Here is a 19,353-nt window from a genome sequence, read left to right on the forward strand (position 1 = left end):
AGCATCGGACCGGAAAGTGGCTTCCACTTTTGTGACCCATTCGATGCTCCCATTCTCGCGGAGCGCATGCCGTGGAGAACCCACATCGATGCCAGTCGCCGCCCTTATCGTCGCTGCAGGACGCGGATCGCGAGCCGGCGAGGGAGTTCCGAAGCAGTACCGGCCTCTGGCCGGAAAGCCTGTGCTGGCCCTGACACTGGATGCGTTCCTGCGCCATCCGAAGATCGACATGACGCTCGTCGTCATTCACCCGGATGACATCGACCCCTACCGCGAGGCCGTCGCGGCCCTTGCCGACGAGAGCGCCGGCCGCCTGTCGCCGGTGGCCTATGGCGGAGAAACACGTCAAGATTCCGTCCGAAAAGGGCTCGAAGCTCTCGCTCCATCGGGTCCTTTGACGGTCCTCATTCATGATGCCGCCCGCCCCTTTGCGAGCGAGGCTCTTATCGGGCGCGCCCTGGAGGCGGCGGAACGGTGGGATGCGGCCGTGCCGGGCATCGCCGTCACGGATACGGTCAAGGTGGTCGGCCCGTCGAACGAAGTCGTTTCGACCCCGGATCGCGCCGCGCTCAGAGCCGTGCAGACGCCCCAGGCCTTCGCTTTCGGGCCGCTGCTCGCCGCCCACCGGAGGGCTGCCGCGGCCGGGATCGGATCTTTCACCGACGACGGGGCTCTGGCCGAGTGGGCCGGCCTCACGGTTCATGTGTTCGAGGGGGATCCCCTCAACACCAAACTGACCCATGCCTCCGACTTTCCTGAGGCCGAGAGGCGCTTGCGAGGATTTGCGATGAGTTATGTCACCCGGCTTGGCACCGGCTTCGACGTCCATGCCTTCAGTGACGGCGATCATGTCTGGCTCGGCGGGATCAAGGTTCCCCACGACAGGGGCGTGATTGCCCATTCGGATGGGGACGTCGTGCTCCATGCCCTCACCGACGCTCTTCTCGGAGCCATCGCGGAGGGCGATATCGGCACCCATTTCCCGCCGAGCGACCCGCAATGGCGTGGGGCGGCCTCCGATCAGTTCCTGGCCCATGCGGCGGCCTTGGTGCGGGGTCGCGGGGGCCTGATCGACCATCTGGATGCGACGCTTCTCTGCGAGAAGCCGCGTCTTGGCCCCTATCGCGAGGCGATGCGCCAGCGGATCGCCGAGATCGTGGGCCTGCGGCTCGACCAGGTCTCCCTGAAAGCCACCACGACGGAGAAGCTCGGCTTCACCGGTCGGGGCGAAGGGATCGCGGCTCAGGCCGCAGCCACCATCCGCCTTCCGGAGGTCTCGTCATGACCCCTGAGCTGAAGCAGCGGGCGGCGGCCCTTCTCAAGGCCTACGAAGAGAGAGGCCTGAAAGTCGCGACGGCGGAATCCTGCACGGGCGGTCTCGTGGCGGCCCTGCTGACCGAGATCGCGGGCTCCTCGGCGGTGGTGGAACGCGGCTTCGTGACCTACTCGAACGAGGCGAAGACCGAACTCATCGGCGTTCCGGCTGATCTCATTGCGGCCCATGGCGCGGTCAGCGAGCCCGTGGCCCGCTCCATGGCCGAGGGAGCCCTGGCTCATTCCCGCGCCGACGTCGCGGTCGGCATCACCGGGATTGCCGGGCCGGGCGGCGGGACCGCGACGAAGCCCGTGGGCCTGGTGCATTTCGGCTTGGCCGGAAAGACGTTCGCCACCGTTCATCTGGAGCGGCGCTACGGCGACCTGGGGCGCGAGGCGGTGCGCCGGAGCGCGGTCGAGGATGCGCTCGGTCTCCTGGAGCGCGCCCTCACGCTTTAAGCCGGTCAGCCGGCGAAAACCGTGTCCGCCCGCTGCTCGAAGGCGTCCGTGAACTTGCGGAAGGCCTTGTCGAACACGCTGCCCATGAGCAGCCCGAGAGCGAAGCTCTTGAACTCGTAATTGATATAGAATTCCACCTCGCAGCCACCCGGCGCGTCGCGGAAGGTCCACCGGTTCTCAAGATACTTGAACGGGCCGTCGATGTACTCGACCCCGATGCGCAGCCGCGGTTCGTCCAGGGTCACGCGAGTGGTGAAGCTCTCCTGGATCGCCTTGTAGCCCACGCTCATGGTGGCGACGAGCGTCTCGACGCCCTCGCCGCTCTGCACGCGGCGGATGATGCGCAAATCCTCGCACAGCGGCAGGAACTCCGGATACCGCTCCACGTCCGCGACGAGGGCGAACATCTGGGCCGGCTTGTGCTTGACGATTCGAGTCATGCGGAAGGTCGGCATGGCTCAGGCGGCCTCCTTGGCGAGAGTGAAACGGGCCTCAAGGGCGGGAATATCGGATCGCGAGCGCAGAACGAAAGCCTGCTGGTCAGGCCGCAGGCGATCGAGCATCCGGGCGGTCTTGGGGCGCATTGTCGTGGGATAGGACCAAATCCAGCGCATGAAGGACAGATCGAATTTCTCGGGGCAATCCGGGCCGAGGTCGGGCCGGGCACGGCCGTAGCTCCTCGCCACGCGCCACAGCACGGAGAGCGCGCAGCGCCACCGCGGCAGATCGAGCCAGACGACGGCGGTCGCGCGCGGCACACGGATGTCGAAGGTCGAGGCGTAGTTCCCGTCCATGACCCAGGCGGGCCGGGCGGCGAGCGCGCTCACCCGCTCGCGCCACTCGGGGCGCGGCGGCATCGTCCAACCGGGTCCGAAATATTCCCGGTCGAGATGGATCAGCGGCAGGTCGAGCCGCTCACTAAGGCGCCGGGCCAGGGTGCTCTTGCCCGCACCCGGGCTGCCGATGACGAGAATGCGATGCATGCCCCCATCCGTTTCCATTATGAAGCGCCGGATCAGATCCCGGAGGTGGAGACCACCTGCGGGCCCGGTGCCTCAGCCGAGCTTGGCGAGACGGGCCGCCTTGAGCTTGGCGAAATCCTCGCCCGCATGATGCGACGAGCGCGTCAGCGGGGTCGAGGAGACGAGGAGGAAACCCTTCGCATAGGCAGTGGTTTCATAGGCCCTGAATTCGTCCGGGGTGACGAAGCGGATGACCGGGTGGTGCTTCTTCGTCGGCTGGAGGTACTGGCCGATGGTCATGAAATCCACATCCGCCGAGCGCAGGTCGTCCATGAGCTGCAGGACCTCGTTCCGCTCCTCCCCGAGGCCGACCATGATGCCGGACTTGGTGAAGATGGTGGGATCGAGCTCCTTCACCTGCTGGAGCAGGCGGATGGAGTGGAAATAGCGCGCGCCGGGGCGGACCTTCAGGTACTTGGACGGCACGGTTTCCAGATTGTGGTTGAACACGTCCGGCTTGGCCGCGACGACCACTTCGAGCGCGCCGGGCTTCCGGAGGAAATCGGGCGTCAGGATCTCGATGGTCGTCTTGGGGCTGCGGGCGCGGATGGCATGAATCACGTCCGCGAAATGCTGCGCGCCGCCGTCGGCGAGGTCGTCGCGGTCCACGGACGTGATGACCACGTGCTCAAGGCCCAGCTTCTCGACCGCCTTGGCCACGTTCTCGGGCTCATGCGGGTCGAGCGCTTGCGGCAGGCCGGTCTTCACGTTGCAGAAGGCGCAGGCTCGGGTGCAGGTATCGCCCATGATCATGAAGGTGGCGTGCTTCTTCTCCCAGCACTCGCCGATATTGGGGCAGCCCGCCTCCTCGCAGACCGTCACGAGCTTGTTCTCGCGCACGATGCGGTTGGTCTCGGCCCATTTGGGCGAACCCGGAGCCTTCACGCGGATCCATTCGGGCTTGCGCTGCTGAACGGGCTGGTCCGGCCGGTGCGCCTTTTCCGGGTGACGGGGACGGTTGTCCTTGTTCAGAAGGTCGAGAACGACGGCCATTGGGGCTGAACCTAGCTTTGAACCTTGGGGCGAAGGGACCCTGCCCCTTCGGATTATGGGCTTGATTTAAGACTTTTGGCGCATCTTCGCAAATGCTCAGATTCCAAGGCTCCCCCGGAAAATCAGCATAGGCGGGGCAAGCCCGGCCATTAGTGCAGGGCATGGCGAGCCTTCTGTCCCTGTCTGCCTAATCCGTCGCCACCGCCGTCTCGATGTCGGACGGATCGATCTGGCGGTCGAGACCGGCCCTGAGCTTCTCGCGGTCGAGCTCGCCCTCCCACCAGGACACGACCACGGCGGCGACGCCGTTGCCGGTGATGTTGGTGAGCGCCCTCACCTCGCTCATGAACTTGTCGATGCCCAGCAGAACCGCCATGCCCGGCACGAGCGCCGGATTCACCACGGCGAGCGTGGCAGCGAGTGTGATGAAACCCGCGCCCGTGACGCCGCTCGCCCCCTTGGAGGTCAGCAGAGCCACCAGCAGGATGGTGAGCTGCTGGCCGAGGGTGAGATCGATATTGAGCGCCTGTGCGATGAACAAGGTCGCGAGCGTCATGTAGATATTCGTGCCGTCGAGGTTGAAGGAGTACCCCGTGGGCACGACGAGGCCGACGACGGATTTCGAGCAGCCGAGCCGCTCCAGCTTCTCCATGAGCTGCGGCAGCGCGCTCTCGGACGAACTGGTGCCGAGCACGATCAGGAGCTCGTCCTTGATGTATCCGACGAACTTGAAGATGGAGAACCCGACGACCCGCGCGACGATGCCCAGCACGACGAAGACGAACAGGGCCGCCGTGGCGTAGAAGGTGACGATCAGCCCGAACAGGTTCCCCAGCGCGGAGGGCCCGTAGCGGCCGATCGTATAGGCCATGGCGCCGAACGCGCCGATCGGGGCCGCCTTCATGACGATGGCGATCACGCCGAACATGGCATGCGCCGCGTCGTCGATGAAGCCGCGCAGCTTGTCGGCCCGGTCGCCCAGGGCAAGCAGTGCGAACCCGAAGAGAATGGCGAATAGCAGCACCTGCAGGATCTCGCCCTGCGCGAAGGCGCCAACCACGCTGTCGGGGATGATGTGCAGGAGGAAATCCACGGGCTTCTGCTCGGCGGCCTGCTTGGTGTAGGTCGCGACGGCGTTCGGGTCCGGCGTCCCGGAAAAGCCTGCGCCCGGTTTCACGAGATTGCCGACGAGCAGGCCGATGATGAGCGCGAAGGTGGAGATGACCTCGAAATAGACCAGGGCCTTGATCCCGACGCGCCCCACCTTCCTGGCATCCTGGATATGGGCGATGCCCGACACCACGGTGCAGAAGATGATGGGGGTGATGATCATCTTGATGAGCTTGATGAAGCCGTCGCCGAGCGCCTTCACCCAGTCATTCTTGGCGATGTCCGGCGCGAGCCAGCCCAGGAGGATACCGAGGAAAATGGCAATCAGAACCTGGATGTAGAGCACCTTGTACCAAGGCTTGCGGCTGCGGGCGGGAAGCGCCGCGCGTTCGGCTGTGGCGGGAATGGTCGTCATGGCGTTCGACCCCGGACCTTGACCGGTCGCGGTCCTGCTCCTCCTCAGGCGGGCTGTCACCGGAGATCCGCTGCGAGCGGACCCGGCAAAGCGGCAGGCATTGCGACCTCATGTCCGTTAACGCAGCAGAGCCGCTTCGGGTCGCATCCGAGCCGAGCAGCGAGGCTGGAGGTCATGTTTCTCTCGTCATGCCCGGCCGTGAGGCGGGGATCCACTCCTTCGGAACCGCGGCGCCTCAAAGACGTGGATGGCCGGACTTGATCCGGCCATGACGAAGAGCAACTGCAATCACAGGAGGCCAGAAGCCCGTCAGGCTCCGTATTGCGCGTCGGTGACGTGCTCCAACCAGTCGACCGCCTTGCCGTCGAGGGCCTCCTGAATGGCGATGTGGGTCATGGCCGTGGTCGGCGCCGCGCCGTGCCAATGCTTCTCGCCCGGCTCGAACCAGACCACGTCGCCCGGGTGGATTTCCTCGATCGGGCCGCCCTCGCGCTGAACCCGGCCGCTGCCGGCCGTGACGATCAGCACCTGGCCGAGCGGATGCGTGTGCCAGGCGGTCCGGGCGCCGGGCTCGAACGTAACCGCGTTGCCCGCAGCCCGTGCTGGAGCGTTTGCGGGAAAGAGCGGGTCGATCCGCACGGTGCCGGTGAACCATTCCGCAGGCCCTCGCCCGGATGGCTGCGAACCGCTTCGCTTGATCTCCATGCTTCTTCTCCTTCGGCCTTGGGCGCTCGGATCTTTCCTAACGCATGAACAGCGGCGGCAGAGCCGGCGCGAGGCGTCAGATGACGAGGAACGCGGCCGCGCTCAGGTCGACCTTGCCGATGATGGCGAACTTGAGCTGCTGCTGCGATCCGGTTCCATCCGGATCGTAATACAACGCTCCGGTGCTCTTGTTGTAGATGATCCTGTCGCTTTCGGCATGGGCCTTGGTTCCGGTCCAGAACTTATCCTGACCGAGGGCCCCCTTGCCACCGATCCCGCTGAACGCGGAACGGCCCAGGCGGATCTGATCCGCCCAGGGATTGAAATCGGTGAGGGTATCGACGTTGTCCCGGCCCAGGGGCGCGTCGAAAACGAAAGCGTCATATCCCTCACCGCTGGCCAGTGTGTCGTTGCCCGCACCGCCGTGGAGAGTATCGTTGCCGGTATCGCCGTAGAGCTTGTCGTCACCGGCATCGCCTTTGAGAAGGTCGTTGCCCCACGAGCCGTACAGCGCGTCGATCCCAGAGCCGCCGTAGAGAAATCCGTCGCCTGCGCCCGCGTAGAGCTTGTCGTTGCCTGCCTGTCCGTAAAGGCGATCCACACCATCGCCGCCATAAAGAGCGTCATTCCCGGCGCCGCCGTAAAGAGTATCGCTTCCCTTGCCGCCATAGAGGGTATCGTTGCCTTCCAGCCCATCCAGGATATTGGCGGCGTCGTTACCCGTGATGGTGTTGTTGACGCTGTTGCCGGTGAGTTCGAGCGCCCTGCCGCCCGTCGCCTTCAGATTCTCGATATAGCTGTCGTCGGGGAGGACGCAGTTCACGCTGATCAGGACGGTGTCGGTGCCGCCTCCCCTCTCCTCGATGATCACGATGCGTGCGGTGTCGACCACATAGGTATCGTTCCCACGGCCGCCCTCCAGCGTATCCGATCCGCCACCGCCCGCGAGGGTATTGGCGCCGTCGTTCCCGATGATGTGATTGGCGTATTTGTTTCCAGTGAGCGCGACGGGTTTGATGCCTGCCGCTGCCTTGAGCACCTCGATGTAGGATTCGGCGGCGAGCGTGTAGGTGGTGCTGGCCACGACCGTGTCGGTCCCGGCCCGGTAATATTCGATCACCCGGTCGCTCTTGTTGTCCACATAGTACGTGTCATTGCCCGTGCCGCCTACCATCGTGTCGATGCCACCGCCGCCATTGAGCGTGTCGTCTCCGGCATAGCCGTCCAGGTACTCGCCCTTGGACGAGCCGCGCAGGTAATCGGCGCCTGCCAGGACGGTGGCCGCCGCGGCCGCGCCGCTGCGCTGGAACGCCGCCAGTCCGTTGCTGTATGTAAAATGTGGAACGCGGTCGCTCGCGCTCCCGAAAACGACCCAGGGCTTGTCGTCGCTGCCGAACATGATCGCCGACACGGAGCCCTGCGTCAGCGAAAGGCTGGCCCCGTAATAGGTGACCGGGATCTTGCTCCAGCCCGCACGAATGCTGAAGGTGGCGATGTTCGGATCGAGACCCTCCGTTATCGAGATCTCTGTCGCCGTCGCGACGAAAAGGTCCTTGAGCCGGAAGCCGGACGGAAGGCTGCTGTAGAACTGAACGTAGGCCATGCAACTTTCCTGTCGGCCGTATCACGCACGGGATGGGTATGCCGCAAGAAGCCATAACGTACAGGAATCTATGCAGCAATCTCAATCGGAAGGAGCGAGAGGTCCATCGGAAAACCTGCCTCGGCCCGAGACGCCTCCCCATATAGTATATCATACGATAGGCTTGCTTGTTCCGGGTAACCGGTAGTGCTGCCATGACACGCTTGGCAGTGATTCCCCTGTTCCCAATGCGCTGAGAGGCAGGATTTCCAGGATGACCACCGGTGCAGTACAGGCGTGAGATCGACGGCTTACGATCCGTCGCTGTTTTGTCCGTTGTCTTGTTTCACGCAGGAGTCGAGAGTTTCGCCGGCGGTTTCGTCGGGGTTGATGTCTTCTTCGTCATCAGCGGCTATCTCATTACATCGCTGATCCTCGGCGAAAAGGCCGTCGGTCGTTTCAGCTTCTTGCGGTTCTACGAGCGGCGGGCCAGACGAATCCTACCCGCGCTGTTTCTCGTTATCGTCGCGACAATTCCTGTCGCCTGGATGTTGCTGCTTCCGGACCCGATGAAGGATTTCGCGCAAAGCGTCGCTTTCGTCTCCTTCTTCTCGTCCAACATCCTGTTCTGGAGAGAGAGTGGATATTTCGACACGGCCGCGGAGCTGAAGCCGCTGCTGCATACCTGGAGCCTGGCAGTCGAGGAACAATACTACCTTGTTTTTCCGCTGATCCTGCTTGCTCTTCTTCGCAACGGCAAACGGTGGGTCGGAATCTTCCTTGCTTCGCTTTGTCTCGCGAGTTTTGTGGCCGCGCAGACCGGCTCAATGAGCAATCCCGTCAAGGCATTCTATCTGCTCCCGACGCGCGGCTGGGAAATGCTGATCGGCGCTTTAATCGCGCTGCATGGTTTCAACCGCGAGATCGCCTGGGGCCCCTCGACCACAGTCACGAGATATATCAACGAGGCTGCAAGCCTGATTGGTCTGGGCATGATCGCCTGGGCGGTCTTCAGCTTCGATGAAAAAACCCCCTTTCCGGGCGTTTACGCCCTCCTGCCGACGATCGGCACGGGACTGATCATCCTGTGCGCAACTCCTGAGACGTCCGTTGGGCGGATCCTGGGCTGGAAACTGCCGGTCGGAATAGGTCTGATCAGCTACAGCCTGTATCTGTGGCACCAGCCCATGTTCGCGCTGGCACGATACGCGAAGCCGGAGATCGAGCTGTACGAACTCCTGCTGTTGGCCAGCCTTGCCGGCGTGATGGCCTATCTGAGCTGGCGCTATGTGGAGCGTCCGTTCAGAGACAAGGCGCGAGTGGGCAGAAAGCAGATTCTGGCCTTCTCGCTCGCCGGCAGCATCCTTCTGGGCCTGTTCGGCTGGGCCGGTCATGCATCGGAAGGATTTGAGGGGCGGTATTCCCTCGTGGACCAGTCCCTGACGACGCCTACCGATCGGCATGCCAATTACGTCTGGCGACGGTTCAACGACCACATTCTCCGGGAATTCAATCCACAAGGTGGGCGTAAAATTCTGATCGTCGGCGACAGCTATTCGGCCGATTTCCTCAATGCCCTGTATGAAGCTGGGCTTCACAGAGGCCTTCAACTCTCGACCTATCGCATCAGCGAGAGCTGTGGCAATCTCTACCTGTCATCGGATCTTCTGCCTAACGTTTCGCCCAAAGATCGTGCGTTCTGCAAGAAACAGAACTGGTACGGGAATAACAAACTGCGCGAATTGATGAAACAGGCGGACGCGATCTGGCTGATTTCGAGCTGGAAGGCATGGCAGGTGAAACTGCTGCCAGACAGCAAACGGAACCTCGAAGGGGACTTTGGTAAGAAGGTGCTCGTTTTTGGACGGAAGGATCTGGGCGAGGTCAATCTGCGCCACATGATCTTCCTGTCGGAGGAGAAGCGCATTGCCCTCCAGGCGAGCATGCGGCCCGCCCACGTGAAGGTCAACGCCTCGATGGCAAAGATGCTCGGAAAGGACTTCGTCGACGTTTCCAAACTCCTCTGCGAGCACCGCACCATGTGCCACCCCTTCACGAAGGAGGGGCGGCTGATCTCCTTTGACGGCGGCCACCTGACGCAAGACGGAGCCAAGTACCTCGGACAGCGCCTTGCAGCGGATTCGGAGACCCTTCAGCTCATGGGCCTCAAGGATTAAAGCACTCTCCGTTTGCTATCGTTGTCACCAGTCGCGCCCAAACCCGAGGCGGCGGCTTTCGAGGTCGTCCTTGATGGACCGTCGAACGCTGGCCGCGACCCCGGCGATCAAAACAGCGTTCTCGCCCCGGAAATCTTTGGTGACCACCGAACCCAGCGAGACGATGCATTGGTCGCCGACACCAGCTCCCGGCGCGAAACGCACGGCAGATCCAATATAGGTGTGCTCACCGATGCCGATGCTGCGCTTTTTTGCGCCCAGGCCATGGGTCCAGAACTGGGAGCCTCGTCCGGCGATCCACGAAGCCCGGCCGATCACGATTGCATCCGACACGTCGAAGAAATGCCCCGATGTGATCAGCACGCCTTCATTGAGCGTGATCTGCCGCTGATAAGTGCTATAATTCTTGCCCAGGAGCCATGTGCCGCAATGAAACTGATTGAGGCTGCCTATCCGGCAATCGTTCGCGACTGTTACTGAGAACGGTCCCTTGAAGAGATTGAAAGGCCCGATGACAGAATTCTCGCCCATAGAGAAGCTCGCGACATCCAGGAGTGTGCCGAATCCGATCCGCGAACCTCGGCCGATCCGATAGCCGAACAGCCATTTGAGCAGGAGGGCGCGCAACCGCCCCGAGGGGGTGAGCGCGACCGCCGCTAGAAATATCGTCCTTGCCCGCAAGATTTGTCTCTAGACTGTGAAGAAGAAAGGCGGAGAGGTGCTCCGCCCTCTCCGTCAGATGTGAATGGCGCGCCCGTAGGCGTCCATGACGGCCTCGTGCATGGTTTCCGAAATCGTCGGATGCGGGAAGACTGCGTGGATCAGCTCTTCTTCCGTCGTTTCGAGATTCATGGCGATCACGAAGCCCTGGATCATTTCGGTCACTTCCGCGCCCACCATGTGCGCGCCGAGCAACTGGCCGGTCTTCTTGTCGAAGATCGTCTTCACCATGCCGTCCGGCTCACCGAGAGCGATGGCCTTGCCGTTGCCCACGAAGGGGAAGCGGCCGACGCGGATGTCGTAGCCCTGCTCCTTCGCCTTGGCCTCGGTGAGGCCCACGGAGGCGACCTGCGGGTTGCAATAGGTGCAGCCCGGGATCTTGCCCTTGTCCATCGCGTGCGTGTGCAGGCCCTTGATGGTCTCGACGCAAGTCACGCCCTCGTGCTCGGCCTTGTGCGCCAGCATGGGTGCGCCCGCCACGTCGCCGATGGCATAGATGCCGGGCACGTTCGTGCGGCCGAGGCCGTCGGTCACGATGACGCCGCGCTCGATCTTCACGCCGAGCTTCTCGAGGCCGAGATTCTCGATATTGCCGACGACGCCGACCGCCGAGATCATTCGCTCGGCCGTGATCGTCTGCGTGCCGCCCTTGCCGTCGTCGATGGTGGCGGTGATGGAATTCGCGCCCTTCTCCACCTTGGTGACCTTCGCGCCGGTGAGGATCTTCATGCCCTGCTTCTCGAAGCGTTTGCGGGCGAGAGCCGCGATCTCAGCGTCCTCGACGGGCATGATCTGCGGCATCACCTCGACCACCGTCACCTCGGCACCCATGGTGCGGTAGAACGAGGCGAACTCGATGCCGATGGCGCCCGAGCCCATGACGAGCAGCGACTTCGGCATGGACGGCGGTACCATGGCCTCGAAATAGGTCCAGATCAGCTTGCCGTCCGGCTCGATGCCGGGCAGAGCGCGCGGGCGGGCGCCGGTGGCCACGATGATGTGTTTCGCGGAATAGGTGCCGGGCTCCAGCACACCTTTCGGGGTCGGGTGCTGCGGCTGCATGGCGGGCTTCTTCGTGGCGCTCACCACGACTTCGCCGGGCTTGGAGATCGTGGCCTCGCCCCAGATCACGTCGACCTTGTTCTTCTTGAGCAGCATGCCCACGCCGCCGTTGAGGCGGCCAGAGACGCCGCGCGAACGCTGCACGATCGCCGCCGCATCGAAGCCGATGCCCTGCGCGGAGAGGCCGTAATCCTTGGCGTGCTCCATGTAATGGTAGATTTCCGCCGAGCGCAGCAGCGCCTTGGTCGGGATGCAGCCCCAGTTGAGGCAGATGCCGCCCAGGTGCTCGCGCTCCACGACGGCGGTCTTGAACCCGAGCTGCGCCGCGCGGATCGCGGCCACGTAGCCCCCCGGCCCGCCGCCGATGACAATGATGTCGTATTGGTTTGCCATGGAATTCCCCCGTCATGCCCGGGCCTGACCCGGGCATCCACGTTTCGTCGTGCCGGGTCTCATTGAAGGAAGGCGTGAATGGCCGGCACGAGGCCGGCCATGACGTTCGGTGCTAAACCAGCATCCCCATCGGGTTCTCGATGAGCTGCTTGAAGGCCGCGAGCAGTTCCGCGCCGAGCGCGCCGTCGACTACGCGGTGATCGCAGGAGAGCGTCACGGTCATGGCCTGCACGACGGCGGGAGCGCCGTTCTTCACCACGACCCGCTGCTCGCCCGCGCCGACGGCGAGAATCGTGCCGTGCGGCGGGTTGATGACGGCCTGAAAGTCCTTGATGCCGTACATGCCGAGATTCGACACCGCCGTCGAACCGCCGGTATACTCCTCCGGCTTCAGGCGGCGGTTGCGGGCGCGGCCCGCCATATCCTTCACCTCGGCGGAAATCGCGGTGAGCGTCTTGGCTTCAGCCTTGCGCACTACGGGCGTGAACAGGCCGCCCTCGATGGCGACGGCGACGCCGACATCCGAATGCTTCATCTTCAGGATGCGGTCCTCGGCCCACACGGCATTGGCGTTCGGCACGCGCTGGAGCGCGATGGCGAGCGCCTTGATGACGAAGTCGTTCACCGAGAGCTTGTAGGCGGGCTTGCCGTCCTTGTCCTTGCCCGCAGCCGCATTGATCTGCTCGCGCAGCGCCATGAGCGCGTCGAGCTCGCAATCCAGCGACAGGTAGAAGTGCGGAACGGTCTGCTTCGATTCCACGAGGCGCTTGGCGATGGTCTTGCGCATGCCGTCGAGCGGCACTTCCTCGTAGGTGCCGGCCTCGAACATGGCCTTGACCTGATCGGCCCCCATGCTCGGCGCGAGCACAGGAGGCTGCGCGGGCTTCGCAGCCGGAGCGCCAGGCGCCGCCGGAGCCGCGGTGGGCTTCGTGCCGCCGCCCTGAAGGGCCGCGCGAACGTCCTTCTCGACGATGCGGCCATGCGGGCCGGAGCCCTGGACCGACGCGATGTCGATGCCGGCCTCGCGGGCGATGCGCTTGGCGAGCGGCGAGGCGAAGATGCGGTTGCCGCCGGCCTGCTGCCCTGCCCCGTTCGGCTTCGCGCTCTGCGCGGGACCGGCGGGAGCCTGGTCGACGCGGGCGTATTCCATGTGAGCCGACTGATCGCCGGGAATGGCATTGGCCTGCGGCGCAGGAGCCGTGGCGGGAGCGGCCGGAGCCTGTGCGGGTGGCGCTTCAACCTTCGCGGGCGCCGGAGCGCCACCGGCCGGCGCAGTGATGCTCTTCGGGTCCTCGCCTTCCCCGGCGATCAGGGCGATCACCTGATTGACGGGGACGTCGGCCGTGCCTTCCGGCACGACGATCTTGGCGAGGACGCCTTCGTCCACCGCCTCCACTTCCATGGTGGCCTTGTCGGTCTCGATCTCGGCGATCACGTCGCCGGACTTCACCGTGTCCCCTTCCTTCTTCAGCCACTTGGCAAGGTTGCCCTTTTCCATGGTGGGAGAGAGAGCGGGCATCAGGATATTGATGGGCATGGCGTTTGGATCCTGATCTTGAATCAGTTGACGGCTTGCGACGAGCCGGGATCGGTGGGGTTGTCCAGCTCGGCTTGAATGCCTGCTACGATCTCCGCCAGGGCCTCTTCTTCCGAGAAGTCGGTTTCCATGGCGTAGACGCGCGCGGCGTGACGGGCGAGATCCACCAGGAGCACGCCCCAGGTGAACGGATCGTCGAAGGCGCGGCGCAGCGCGATGCTGACCGCCCCGTCGACCACCGAAGCCCTCAGGATCTCGACGCCGCCCTTTTCGAGCGCATCAGGCGGCACGTTGAGAGCTTCGAATTTCCGCTCTTTCATGGTCTCACCTGTAGCAGACGGCCTTCACCGCCTGGACCACCTCGGCCACGGACGGGAGCGCCAACTTTTCGAGGTTCGCTGCGTACGGCATGGGCACGTCCTTGCCGGTCACGCGGATCACGGGCGCGTCGAGATAGTCGAACGCGTTCTCCATGATGCGCGCGGCGATCTCCGCGCCGACGCCCGATTGCGGGAAGCCTTCCTCCACCGTGACGCAGCGGCCGGTCTTCATGACCGAGGCGACGATGGTTTCCGTATCCATGGGACGGATCGTCCGCAGGTCGACCACCTCGGCGTCGATGCCTTCCTTCTCCAGCTCCTGCGCCGCCTTCAGCGCATAGGTCATACCCATGGAGAAGGAGACGATGGTGACGTCCTTGCCCTCGCGATGGATCCGCGCCTTGCCGATGGGAAGCGTGAAGTCGTCGAGCTTCGGAACCGGGAAGGATTGTCCGTAGAGAATCTCGTTCTCCAGGAAGATCACCGGGTTCGGATCACGGATCGCGCTCTTGAGCAGGCCCTTCGCGTCGGAGGCGGTGTAGGGCGCGACGACCTTGAGACCCGGAATGGCGGAATACCACGCCGAGAAGTCCTGGCTGTGCTGCGCCGCCACGCGGGCGGCCGCGCCGTTCGGACCGCGGAACACGATGGGCGCGCCGAGCTGGCCGCCGGACATGTAGAGGGTCTTGGCCGCCGAGTTGATGATCTGGTCGATCGCCTGCATGGCGAAGTTGAAGGTCATGAACTCGACGATGGGACGCAGGCCCGTGAAGGCGGCGCCGACACCCACGCCGGCGAAGCCGTGCTCGGTGATGGGCGTGTCGATCACGCGCTTGGCGCCGAATTCCTGGAGCAGGCCCTGCGTGACCTTGTAGGCGCCCTGGTACTCGGCCACCTCTTCGCCCATGACGAAGACGTTTCCGTCCTTGCGCATCTCTTCGGCCATGGCATCGCGGAGCGCCTCGCGGACGGTCATGGTGACCATCTCGGTGCCTTCCGGAATTTCGGCGAAAGCGTCATAGCCCGTGCGGCTCGTGATGGTCGACGGAGCGGCGGGCGCCGAGAGATCCGTCTGCTGCGGACGCTGCGCCGGCGCCGGACGGTCGGCCAGGCCCTCGGCCTGCATGTCCGGAACCGGAGCGGGCTGCGCGGCGGGCGCCGGTGCCGAGGGCTCGTTCGCGGAGACGGAGGAAACATCCTCGCCCTCGCCTGCGAGAATGGCGATGGGGGTGTTCACGGCCACGTTGTCGGTCCCGTCGGACACCAGGATCTTGGCGAGGACGCCCTCGTCGATCGCCTCGACCTCCATGGTCGCCTTGTCGGTCTCGATCTCGGCCAGCACGTCGCCGGGCTTGACCTTGTCGCCTTCTTTTTTCAGCCATTTGGCCAGTTTGCCCTGCTCCATGGTGGGCGAGAGGGCGGGCATGAGAATATCGGTCGCCATGAAAGACTCGTGTTGATTGTCGCTGCGGCGAAAGTTTCGGAGCGGCGCTCTTAGCGCGCCGCCATGAGTCAGTTGAGCCTAGTCTTCAGGACCAGCTCAGAGAAGGATATCAGTGTAGAGCTCGGACGGATCGGGCTCCGGATCGTGCGTGGCGAACTCGGCCGCCTCGTTGACGATCTCGCGCACCTTGCTGTCGAGCGCCTTCAGCTCGTCTTCCGACAGCTTCCAGCTCTCCAGGAGGCGGCGGCGCACCTGCTCGATGGGATCGTGCTCCTCGCGCATGCGGGTCACCTCGTCCTTCGTGCGGTATTTCGCCGGATCGGACATGGAGTGGCCGCGATAGCGGTAGGTCTGCATTTCGAGAATATACGGTCCCTTGCCGGAGCGGGCATGCTCGACGGCACGCTGGCCGGCGGCGTAGACCGCGCGCACGTCCATGCCGTCCACCTGCTCGCCCGGGATGCCGAAAGACACGCCGCGCTTCGAGAAGTCGGTCTGCGCGGAGGCGCGGTTCACGGCTGTGCCCATGGCGTAGCGATTGTTCTCGATCACGTAGACCACGGGCAGCTTCCAGAGCTGCGCCATGTTGAAGCTCTCGTAGACCTGTCCCTGGTTGGCGGCGCCGTCGCCGAAATAGGTCAGGCAGACATTGCCGTTCTCACGGTAATGATTGGCGAAGGCGATGCCGGTGCCCAGCGACACCTGCGCGCCGACGATGCCGTGGCCTCCATAGAAATGCTTCTCCTTGGAGAACATGTGCATGGAGCCGCCCTTGCCTTTGGACAGGCCGCCGCGGCGTCCGGTCAACTCGGCCATGACGCCCTTCGCGTCCATGCCGCAGGCGAGCATGTGCCCGTGATCACGATAACCGGTGATCACCTGATCGCCCTCCTTCGTCGCCATCTGCATGCCGACGACCACGGCCTCCTGGCCGATATAGAGGTGGCAGAAACCGCCGATGAGGCCCATGCCGTACATCTGGCCGGACTTCTCCTCGAAGCGGCGGATCAGCAGCATGTCGTTATAGGCTGCGAGATCCTGATCCTTGTCGAATTGTGGGGTATTGGGGGCAGCTCCGCGCACAGAGCCTTTGCTGGAAGTGGACTTGTTAGCCGCGCCTGCACCGGCACGGCCCGCCTTGCGGGCAGCAACAGCCATCGGTTCCTCCGAAGGGTTTCCTCGACGAAAGTTGTAGCGCAGCCGAAAACGGAAATCGAGAGCCCCAAACGACGTTTTGCGCCGCACAATGAATCGCGCAACGCTTTGAGATAGCTCTCGAATTTTAGATTAACAGAAATTCAGTTAATTCATTCTTTCGGGCTAGTATCAGTTAAGGGCCGGTGATGACGACGAGATCGTTCTTATGGACACGTCCTAACATTACGCGCGCCCGCTCCTCGAGAAGGTCGCGGTCGATCTGATCGCTGCGGAGCAAGGCGATGCGGCGCTCCCAGTGCGTCCGCTCATCCTTGAGCCCGGCGAGCTCCTCGTTCAGCTCGGCCATCTGGGCCTCGTATTTCTGCTGAGCCTCGATTCCGCGCGCGCCGCTGTGGGCGTGATGAACGAAGTATGCCGCGACAACCGCTGAGATGCTGTAGAGCACCAGCGGAATCAAAAAGCGTCTCAATCGTCTGCGGATCACCATGGGGCATTTCTAGACCGGACATGGTTAAAGAGGCGTTTAGAGATAGAGCCACCCTCCTCGCTGCCACCCCTGCCTTTTTGCTTATAATCCTGACAATTTTAGAAACCGAGCCTTTCGGTCGGGGCTGCTATGACGTCGCGAAGCAGGAAGCCAGCCTTTTAAGAAAAGTAGGCGCCTAGCGGTAGCGCTTGCTCAACCGGGATGCAGTTATTTCATTACCCCAACACTATCGGCGCCACCGCAACATGGCCTTTTAGGCTTCGGCTTGCCTGAGGGCTAAGAGATTACCGGCTGCAGACCACATCAAAGCTGCCAAACAGGAGAACCCAACAGCCTGCTTGCCTTAAGCTTAGGACCGTATAACGATATAGCAAAATGTTTGCCTGTAGGGGTAGGTGAGAACCTTGAAGGACCTTGTTTCTAAGCACCCGGATCTAGCACTCAAGCCAGGACTTAGCTCAGAGCAAGTCGAACAATTGCAGCAGGCATCAGGTCACGAAATCCCTCAATGGCTGAAGGATCTTCTGCTTGATACGTCTGGCTTCAGCATTGTTACCCGTTCAGGCGTGTTCGAAGTCCAATTTACGGAGTTCTTGAATGAGTTCCAGAGCATCTTCCCTTACGGCTGCTATCTGCTAGCCCACGATGGCGAAGGGGATTTCTGGTATGCCGACGTAAAGGAATCCGGTGAGTGGGGCGCCATTTTTCATATCGCTCATGACCCACCTGTCATCATTCTTCAGTTCGCCACGATCAGAGCTTTCACTGAACAGGCAGCCACTAATCCTGACCTCGTAGAACAAACGCGTGATGTGGCGGCAGAGATCTGGCGCCGGAGAGTTGCCGGCCTTCCGGTTGCTGAAGCGTTGCGGTCTGACGATCCAATGATTGTCGCTTTTGCGCAGACATTGCCGAGCAATTACAACATTCATGATTTACGAAATCAGCTTGGCAATGGGTTTGCCTGGGGGCGGGGCGCAGCAGATGCAGAGTTGAAGCGATATGGATCCGAGCTTCTATTCGGCCTTGAGGTTAAGCAGTCAAAAATCTCTGCATTCCTAGAAAGAGCATTCGGTTGGAGCAAAGGCTCCAACCGATGATACAACTCTAAACTCTCAGCCGAGAAAAGGCTCAGTAAGAATCGGCTGAGGCAGAAGCTCAGTACTATCCTTACGCCAGCGCCTTCAGCGCCGCACGGCCAGCATACTTGGCCTGAGAGCCTAGCTCCTCCTCGATGCGGATAAGCTGGTTGTACTTCGCCAGCCGGTCGGAGCGGGCGAGCGAGCCGGTCTTGATCTGCCCGCAATTCGTGGCGACTGCGAGATCGGCGATCGTGGAGTCTTCCGTTTCGCCCGAGCGATGCGACATGACGGCGGTGTAGCCGGCGCGCTGGGCCATGTCGACGGCGTTGAGCGTCTCGGTGAGCGAGCCGATCTGGTTCACCTTCACCAGGAGCGAGTTGGCGACGCCCTGCTTGATGCCCTGCGAGAGACGGTTCACGTTGGTGACGAAGAGATCGTCGCCCACGAGCTGGCACTTGGAACCGATCAGGTCGGTCACCGCCTTCCAGCCCTCCCAATCGTCCTCGGACATGCCGTCCTCGATCGTGGCGATGGGATAAGCCCCGACGAGCTTCGCCAGATACTCGGCCTGCTGCTGCGGCGAGAGCGTCTGGCCAGTGCCCTCATAGCGGTAGGCGCCGTCCTTGAAGAATTCGGTGGCGGCGCAATCGAGGCCGATCACCATGTCCTGGCCCGGCTTGTAGCCCGCCTGCTCGATGGACTTCATGATGAAGTCGAGCGCGGCCTCGGCGGAGGGCAGGTTCGGGGCGAAGCCGCCCTCGTCGCCCACATTCGTGTTGTGGCCGGCATCCTTCAGGGCCTTCTTGAGGGTGTGGAACACCTCGGCGCCCATGCGCACCGCTTCCGCCAGGGTCGGCGCGCCGACCGGCATAACCATGAACTCCTGGAAGTCGATGGGATTGTCCGCATGCGCGCCGCCGTTGATGATGTTCATCATCGGCACGGGCAGGATCCGGGCCTGCGTTCCACCCACATAGCGGTAGAGCGGCAGGGTCGAGGCCTCGGCGGCCGCCTTCGCCACGGCGAGGGAAACGCCCAGGATGGCGTTGGCGCCCAGGCGGCTCTTGTTCGGCGTACCGTCGAGCTCGATCATGGTCTCATCGATGGCGACCTGCTCCTCGGCGTCCATTCCGCCGATGGCGTCAAGGATCTCGTTGTTCACGGCGTCGACGGCCTTCAGCACGCCCTTGCCGAGATACTTGGACTTGTCGCCGTCGCGAAGCTCGACCGCCTCATGAGCGCCCGTCGATGCGCCGGAGGGAACGGCCGCACGGCCCATGGAGCCGTCTTCGAGGGTGACATCCACTTCGACCGTGGGATTGCCACGGCTGTCGAGGATCTGGCGGGCGAAAACGTCGATGATCGCAGTCATA

General features: G+C 63.1%; 18 protein-coding genes. 4 read left to right on the forward strand and 14 right to left on the reverse strand.

Annotated features, from left to right (window positions below; translation table 11 throughout):
* Window positions 1-88: 88 nt before the first annotated feature.
* Together ACS5Q0_RS21630 and ACS5Q0_RS21635 are read left to right on the forward strand one after the other, a co-directional pair.
* Window positions 89-1,285 carry a bifunctional 2-C-methyl-D-erythritol 4-phosphate cytidylyltransferase/2-C-methyl-D-erythritol 2,4-cyclodiphosphate synthase gene (locus ACS5Q0_RS21630; protein ID WP_473128719.1) on the forward strand — a complete coding sequence of 399 codons (1,197 nt, stop codon included), beginning with the start codon at window positions 89-91 and terminating at the stop codon, window positions 1,283-1,285.
* Entirely contained in the window at window positions 1,282-1,773 is a 492-nt protein-coding gene (locus tag ACS5Q0_RS21635) for a CinA family protein (RefSeq protein ID WP_473128720.1), read from the forward strand. Before ACS5Q0_RS21630 ends, ACS5Q0_RS21635 begins: the two co-directional genes overlap by 4 nt.
* Window positions 1,774-1,778: 5 nt before the next feature.
* Here ACS5Q0_RS21635 and ACS5Q0_RS21640 read toward each other — a convergent pair whose 3' ends face one another.
* The 6 genes from ACS5Q0_RS21640 to ACS5Q0_RS21665 all read right to left on the reverse strand — a co-directional run bounded on the left by ACS5Q0_RS21640 (window position 1,779) and on the right by ACS5Q0_RS21665 (window position 7,621).
* The gene (locus ACS5Q0_RS21640) at window positions 1,779-2,228 is read right to left on the reverse strand and encodes a type II toxin-antitoxin system RatA family toxin (RefSeq protein ID WP_473128721.1); all 450 of its coding nucleotides are present in this window, start codon (window positions 2,226-2,228) and stop codon (window positions 1,779-1,781) included.
* Window positions 2,229-2,231: 3 nt separating this feature from the next.
* Window positions 2,232-2,756 (reverse strand): P-loop NTPase family protein, encoded by a 525-nt coding sequence (locus ACS5Q0_RS21645; RefSeq protein WP_473128722.1) that lies wholly within the window; start codon window positions 2,754-2,756, stop codon window positions 2,232-2,234.
* 72 nt (window positions 2,757-2,828) lie between these two features.
* Window positions 2,829-3,788, reverse strand: a complete 960-nt coding sequence (gene lipA / locus ACS5Q0_RS21650; RefSeq protein ID WP_473128723.1) for a lipoyl synthase — start codon at window positions 3,786-3,788, stop codon at window positions 2,829-2,831.
* A 187-nt stretch (window positions 3,789-3,975) separates the two neighbouring features.
* Window positions 3,976-5,313 (reverse strand): dicarboxylate/amino acid:cation symporter, encoded by a 1,338-nt coding sequence (locus ACS5Q0_RS21655; protein ID WP_473128724.1) that lies wholly within the window; start codon window positions 5,311-5,313, stop codon window positions 3,976-3,978.
* A gap of 309 nt (window positions 5,314-5,622) precedes the next feature.
* Entirely contained in the window at window positions 5,623-6,018 is a 396-nt protein-coding gene (locus ACS5Q0_RS21660; protein ID WP_473128725.1) for a (R)-mandelonitrile lyase, read from the reverse strand.
* A 76-nt stretch (window positions 6,019-6,094) separates the two neighbouring features.
* Window positions 6,095-7,621, reverse strand: coding sequence for a calcium-binding protein (locus ACS5Q0_RS21665; protein WP_473128726.1), 1,527 nt, complete (start codon window positions 7,619-7,621; stop codon window positions 6,095-6,097).
* A gap of 263 nt (window positions 7,622-7,884) precedes the next feature.
* Here ACS5Q0_RS21665 and ACS5Q0_RS21670 point away from each other — a divergent pair, with 263 nt between their 5' ends.
* Window positions 7,885-9,777, forward strand: a complete 1,893-nt coding sequence (locus ACS5Q0_RS21670) for an acyltransferase family protein (RefSeq protein WP_473128727.1) — start codon at window positions 7,885-7,887, stop codon at window positions 9,775-9,777.
* A gap of 24 nt (window positions 9,778-9,801) precedes the next feature.
* Here ACS5Q0_RS21670 and ACS5Q0_RS21675 read toward each other — a convergent pair whose 3' ends face one another.
* The 7 genes from ACS5Q0_RS21675 to ACS5Q0_RS21705 all read right to left on the reverse strand — a co-directional run bounded on the left by ACS5Q0_RS21675 (window position 9,802) and on the right by ACS5Q0_RS21705 (window position 16,898).
* The gene (locus tag ACS5Q0_RS21675) at window positions 9,802-10,458 is read right to left on the reverse strand and encodes an acyltransferase (protein WP_473128728.1); all 657 of its coding nucleotides are present in this window, start codon (window positions 10,456-10,458) and stop codon (window positions 9,802-9,804) included.
* 54 nt (window positions 10,459-10,512) lie between these two features.
* Window positions 10,513-11,952, reverse strand: coding sequence for a dihydrolipoyl dehydrogenase (gene lpdA, locus ACS5Q0_RS21680; protein ID WP_473128729.1), 1,440 nt, complete (start codon window positions 11,950-11,952; stop codon window positions 10,513-10,515).
* Window positions 11,953-12,064: 112 nt separating this feature from the next.
* Complete coding sequence (locus ACS5Q0_RS21685; protein WP_473128730.1) at window positions 12,065-13,489, reverse strand: pyruvate dehydrogenase complex dihydrolipoamide acetyltransferase; 1,425 nt, start codon at window positions 13,487-13,489, stop codon at window positions 12,065-12,067.
* 23 nt (window positions 13,490-13,512) lie between these two features.
* Complete coding sequence (locus ACS5Q0_RS21690; protein ID WP_473128731.1) at window positions 13,513-13,809, reverse strand: DUF5076 domain-containing protein; 297 nt, start codon at window positions 13,807-13,809, stop codon at window positions 13,513-13,515.
* A gap of 4 nt (window positions 13,810-13,813) precedes the next feature.
* On the reverse strand, window positions 13,814-15,253 hold the full coding sequence (locus ACS5Q0_RS21695) for a pyruvate dehydrogenase complex E1 component subunit beta (protein ID WP_473128732.1): 1,440 nt from the start codon (window positions 15,251-15,253) through the stop codon (window positions 13,814-13,816).
* A 96-nt stretch (window positions 15,254-15,349) separates the two neighbouring features.
* Window positions 15,350-16,411 carry a pyruvate dehydrogenase (acetyl-transferring) E1 component subunit alpha gene (gene pdhA, locus ACS5Q0_RS21700; RefSeq protein WP_473128733.1) on the reverse strand — a complete coding sequence of 354 codons (1,062 nt, stop codon included), beginning with the start codon at window positions 16,409-16,411 and terminating at the stop codon, window positions 15,350-15,352.
* A 172-nt stretch (window positions 16,412-16,583) separates the two neighbouring features.
* Window positions 16,584-16,898: an FtsB family cell division protein gene (locus tag ACS5Q0_RS21705; RefSeq protein WP_473128734.1), complete on the reverse strand. Its 315-nt coding sequence runs from the start codon at window positions 16,896-16,898 to the stop codon at window positions 16,584-16,586.
* Between the two features lie 404 nt (window positions 16,899-17,302).
* Here ACS5Q0_RS21705 and ACS5Q0_RS21710 point away from each other — a divergent pair, with 404 nt between their 5' ends.
* Entirely contained in the window at window positions 17,303-17,998 is a 696-nt protein-coding gene (locus tag ACS5Q0_RS21710) for an SMI1/KNR4 family protein (protein WP_473128735.1), read from the forward strand.
* Window positions 17,999-18,068: 70 nt separating this feature from the next.
* On the opposite strand, the gene eno is transcribed toward ACS5Q0_RS21710, so the two are convergent.
* Window positions 18,069-19,352 (reverse strand): phosphopyruvate hydratase, encoded by a 1,284-nt coding sequence (eno, locus tag ACS5Q0_RS21715; protein ID WP_473128736.1) that lies wholly within the window; start codon window positions 19,350-19,352, stop codon window positions 18,069-18,071.
* Between the last annotated feature and the right edge of the window lies 1 nt (window position 19,353).

This window comes from Microvirga sp. HS2 (genome assembly GCF_055792805.1).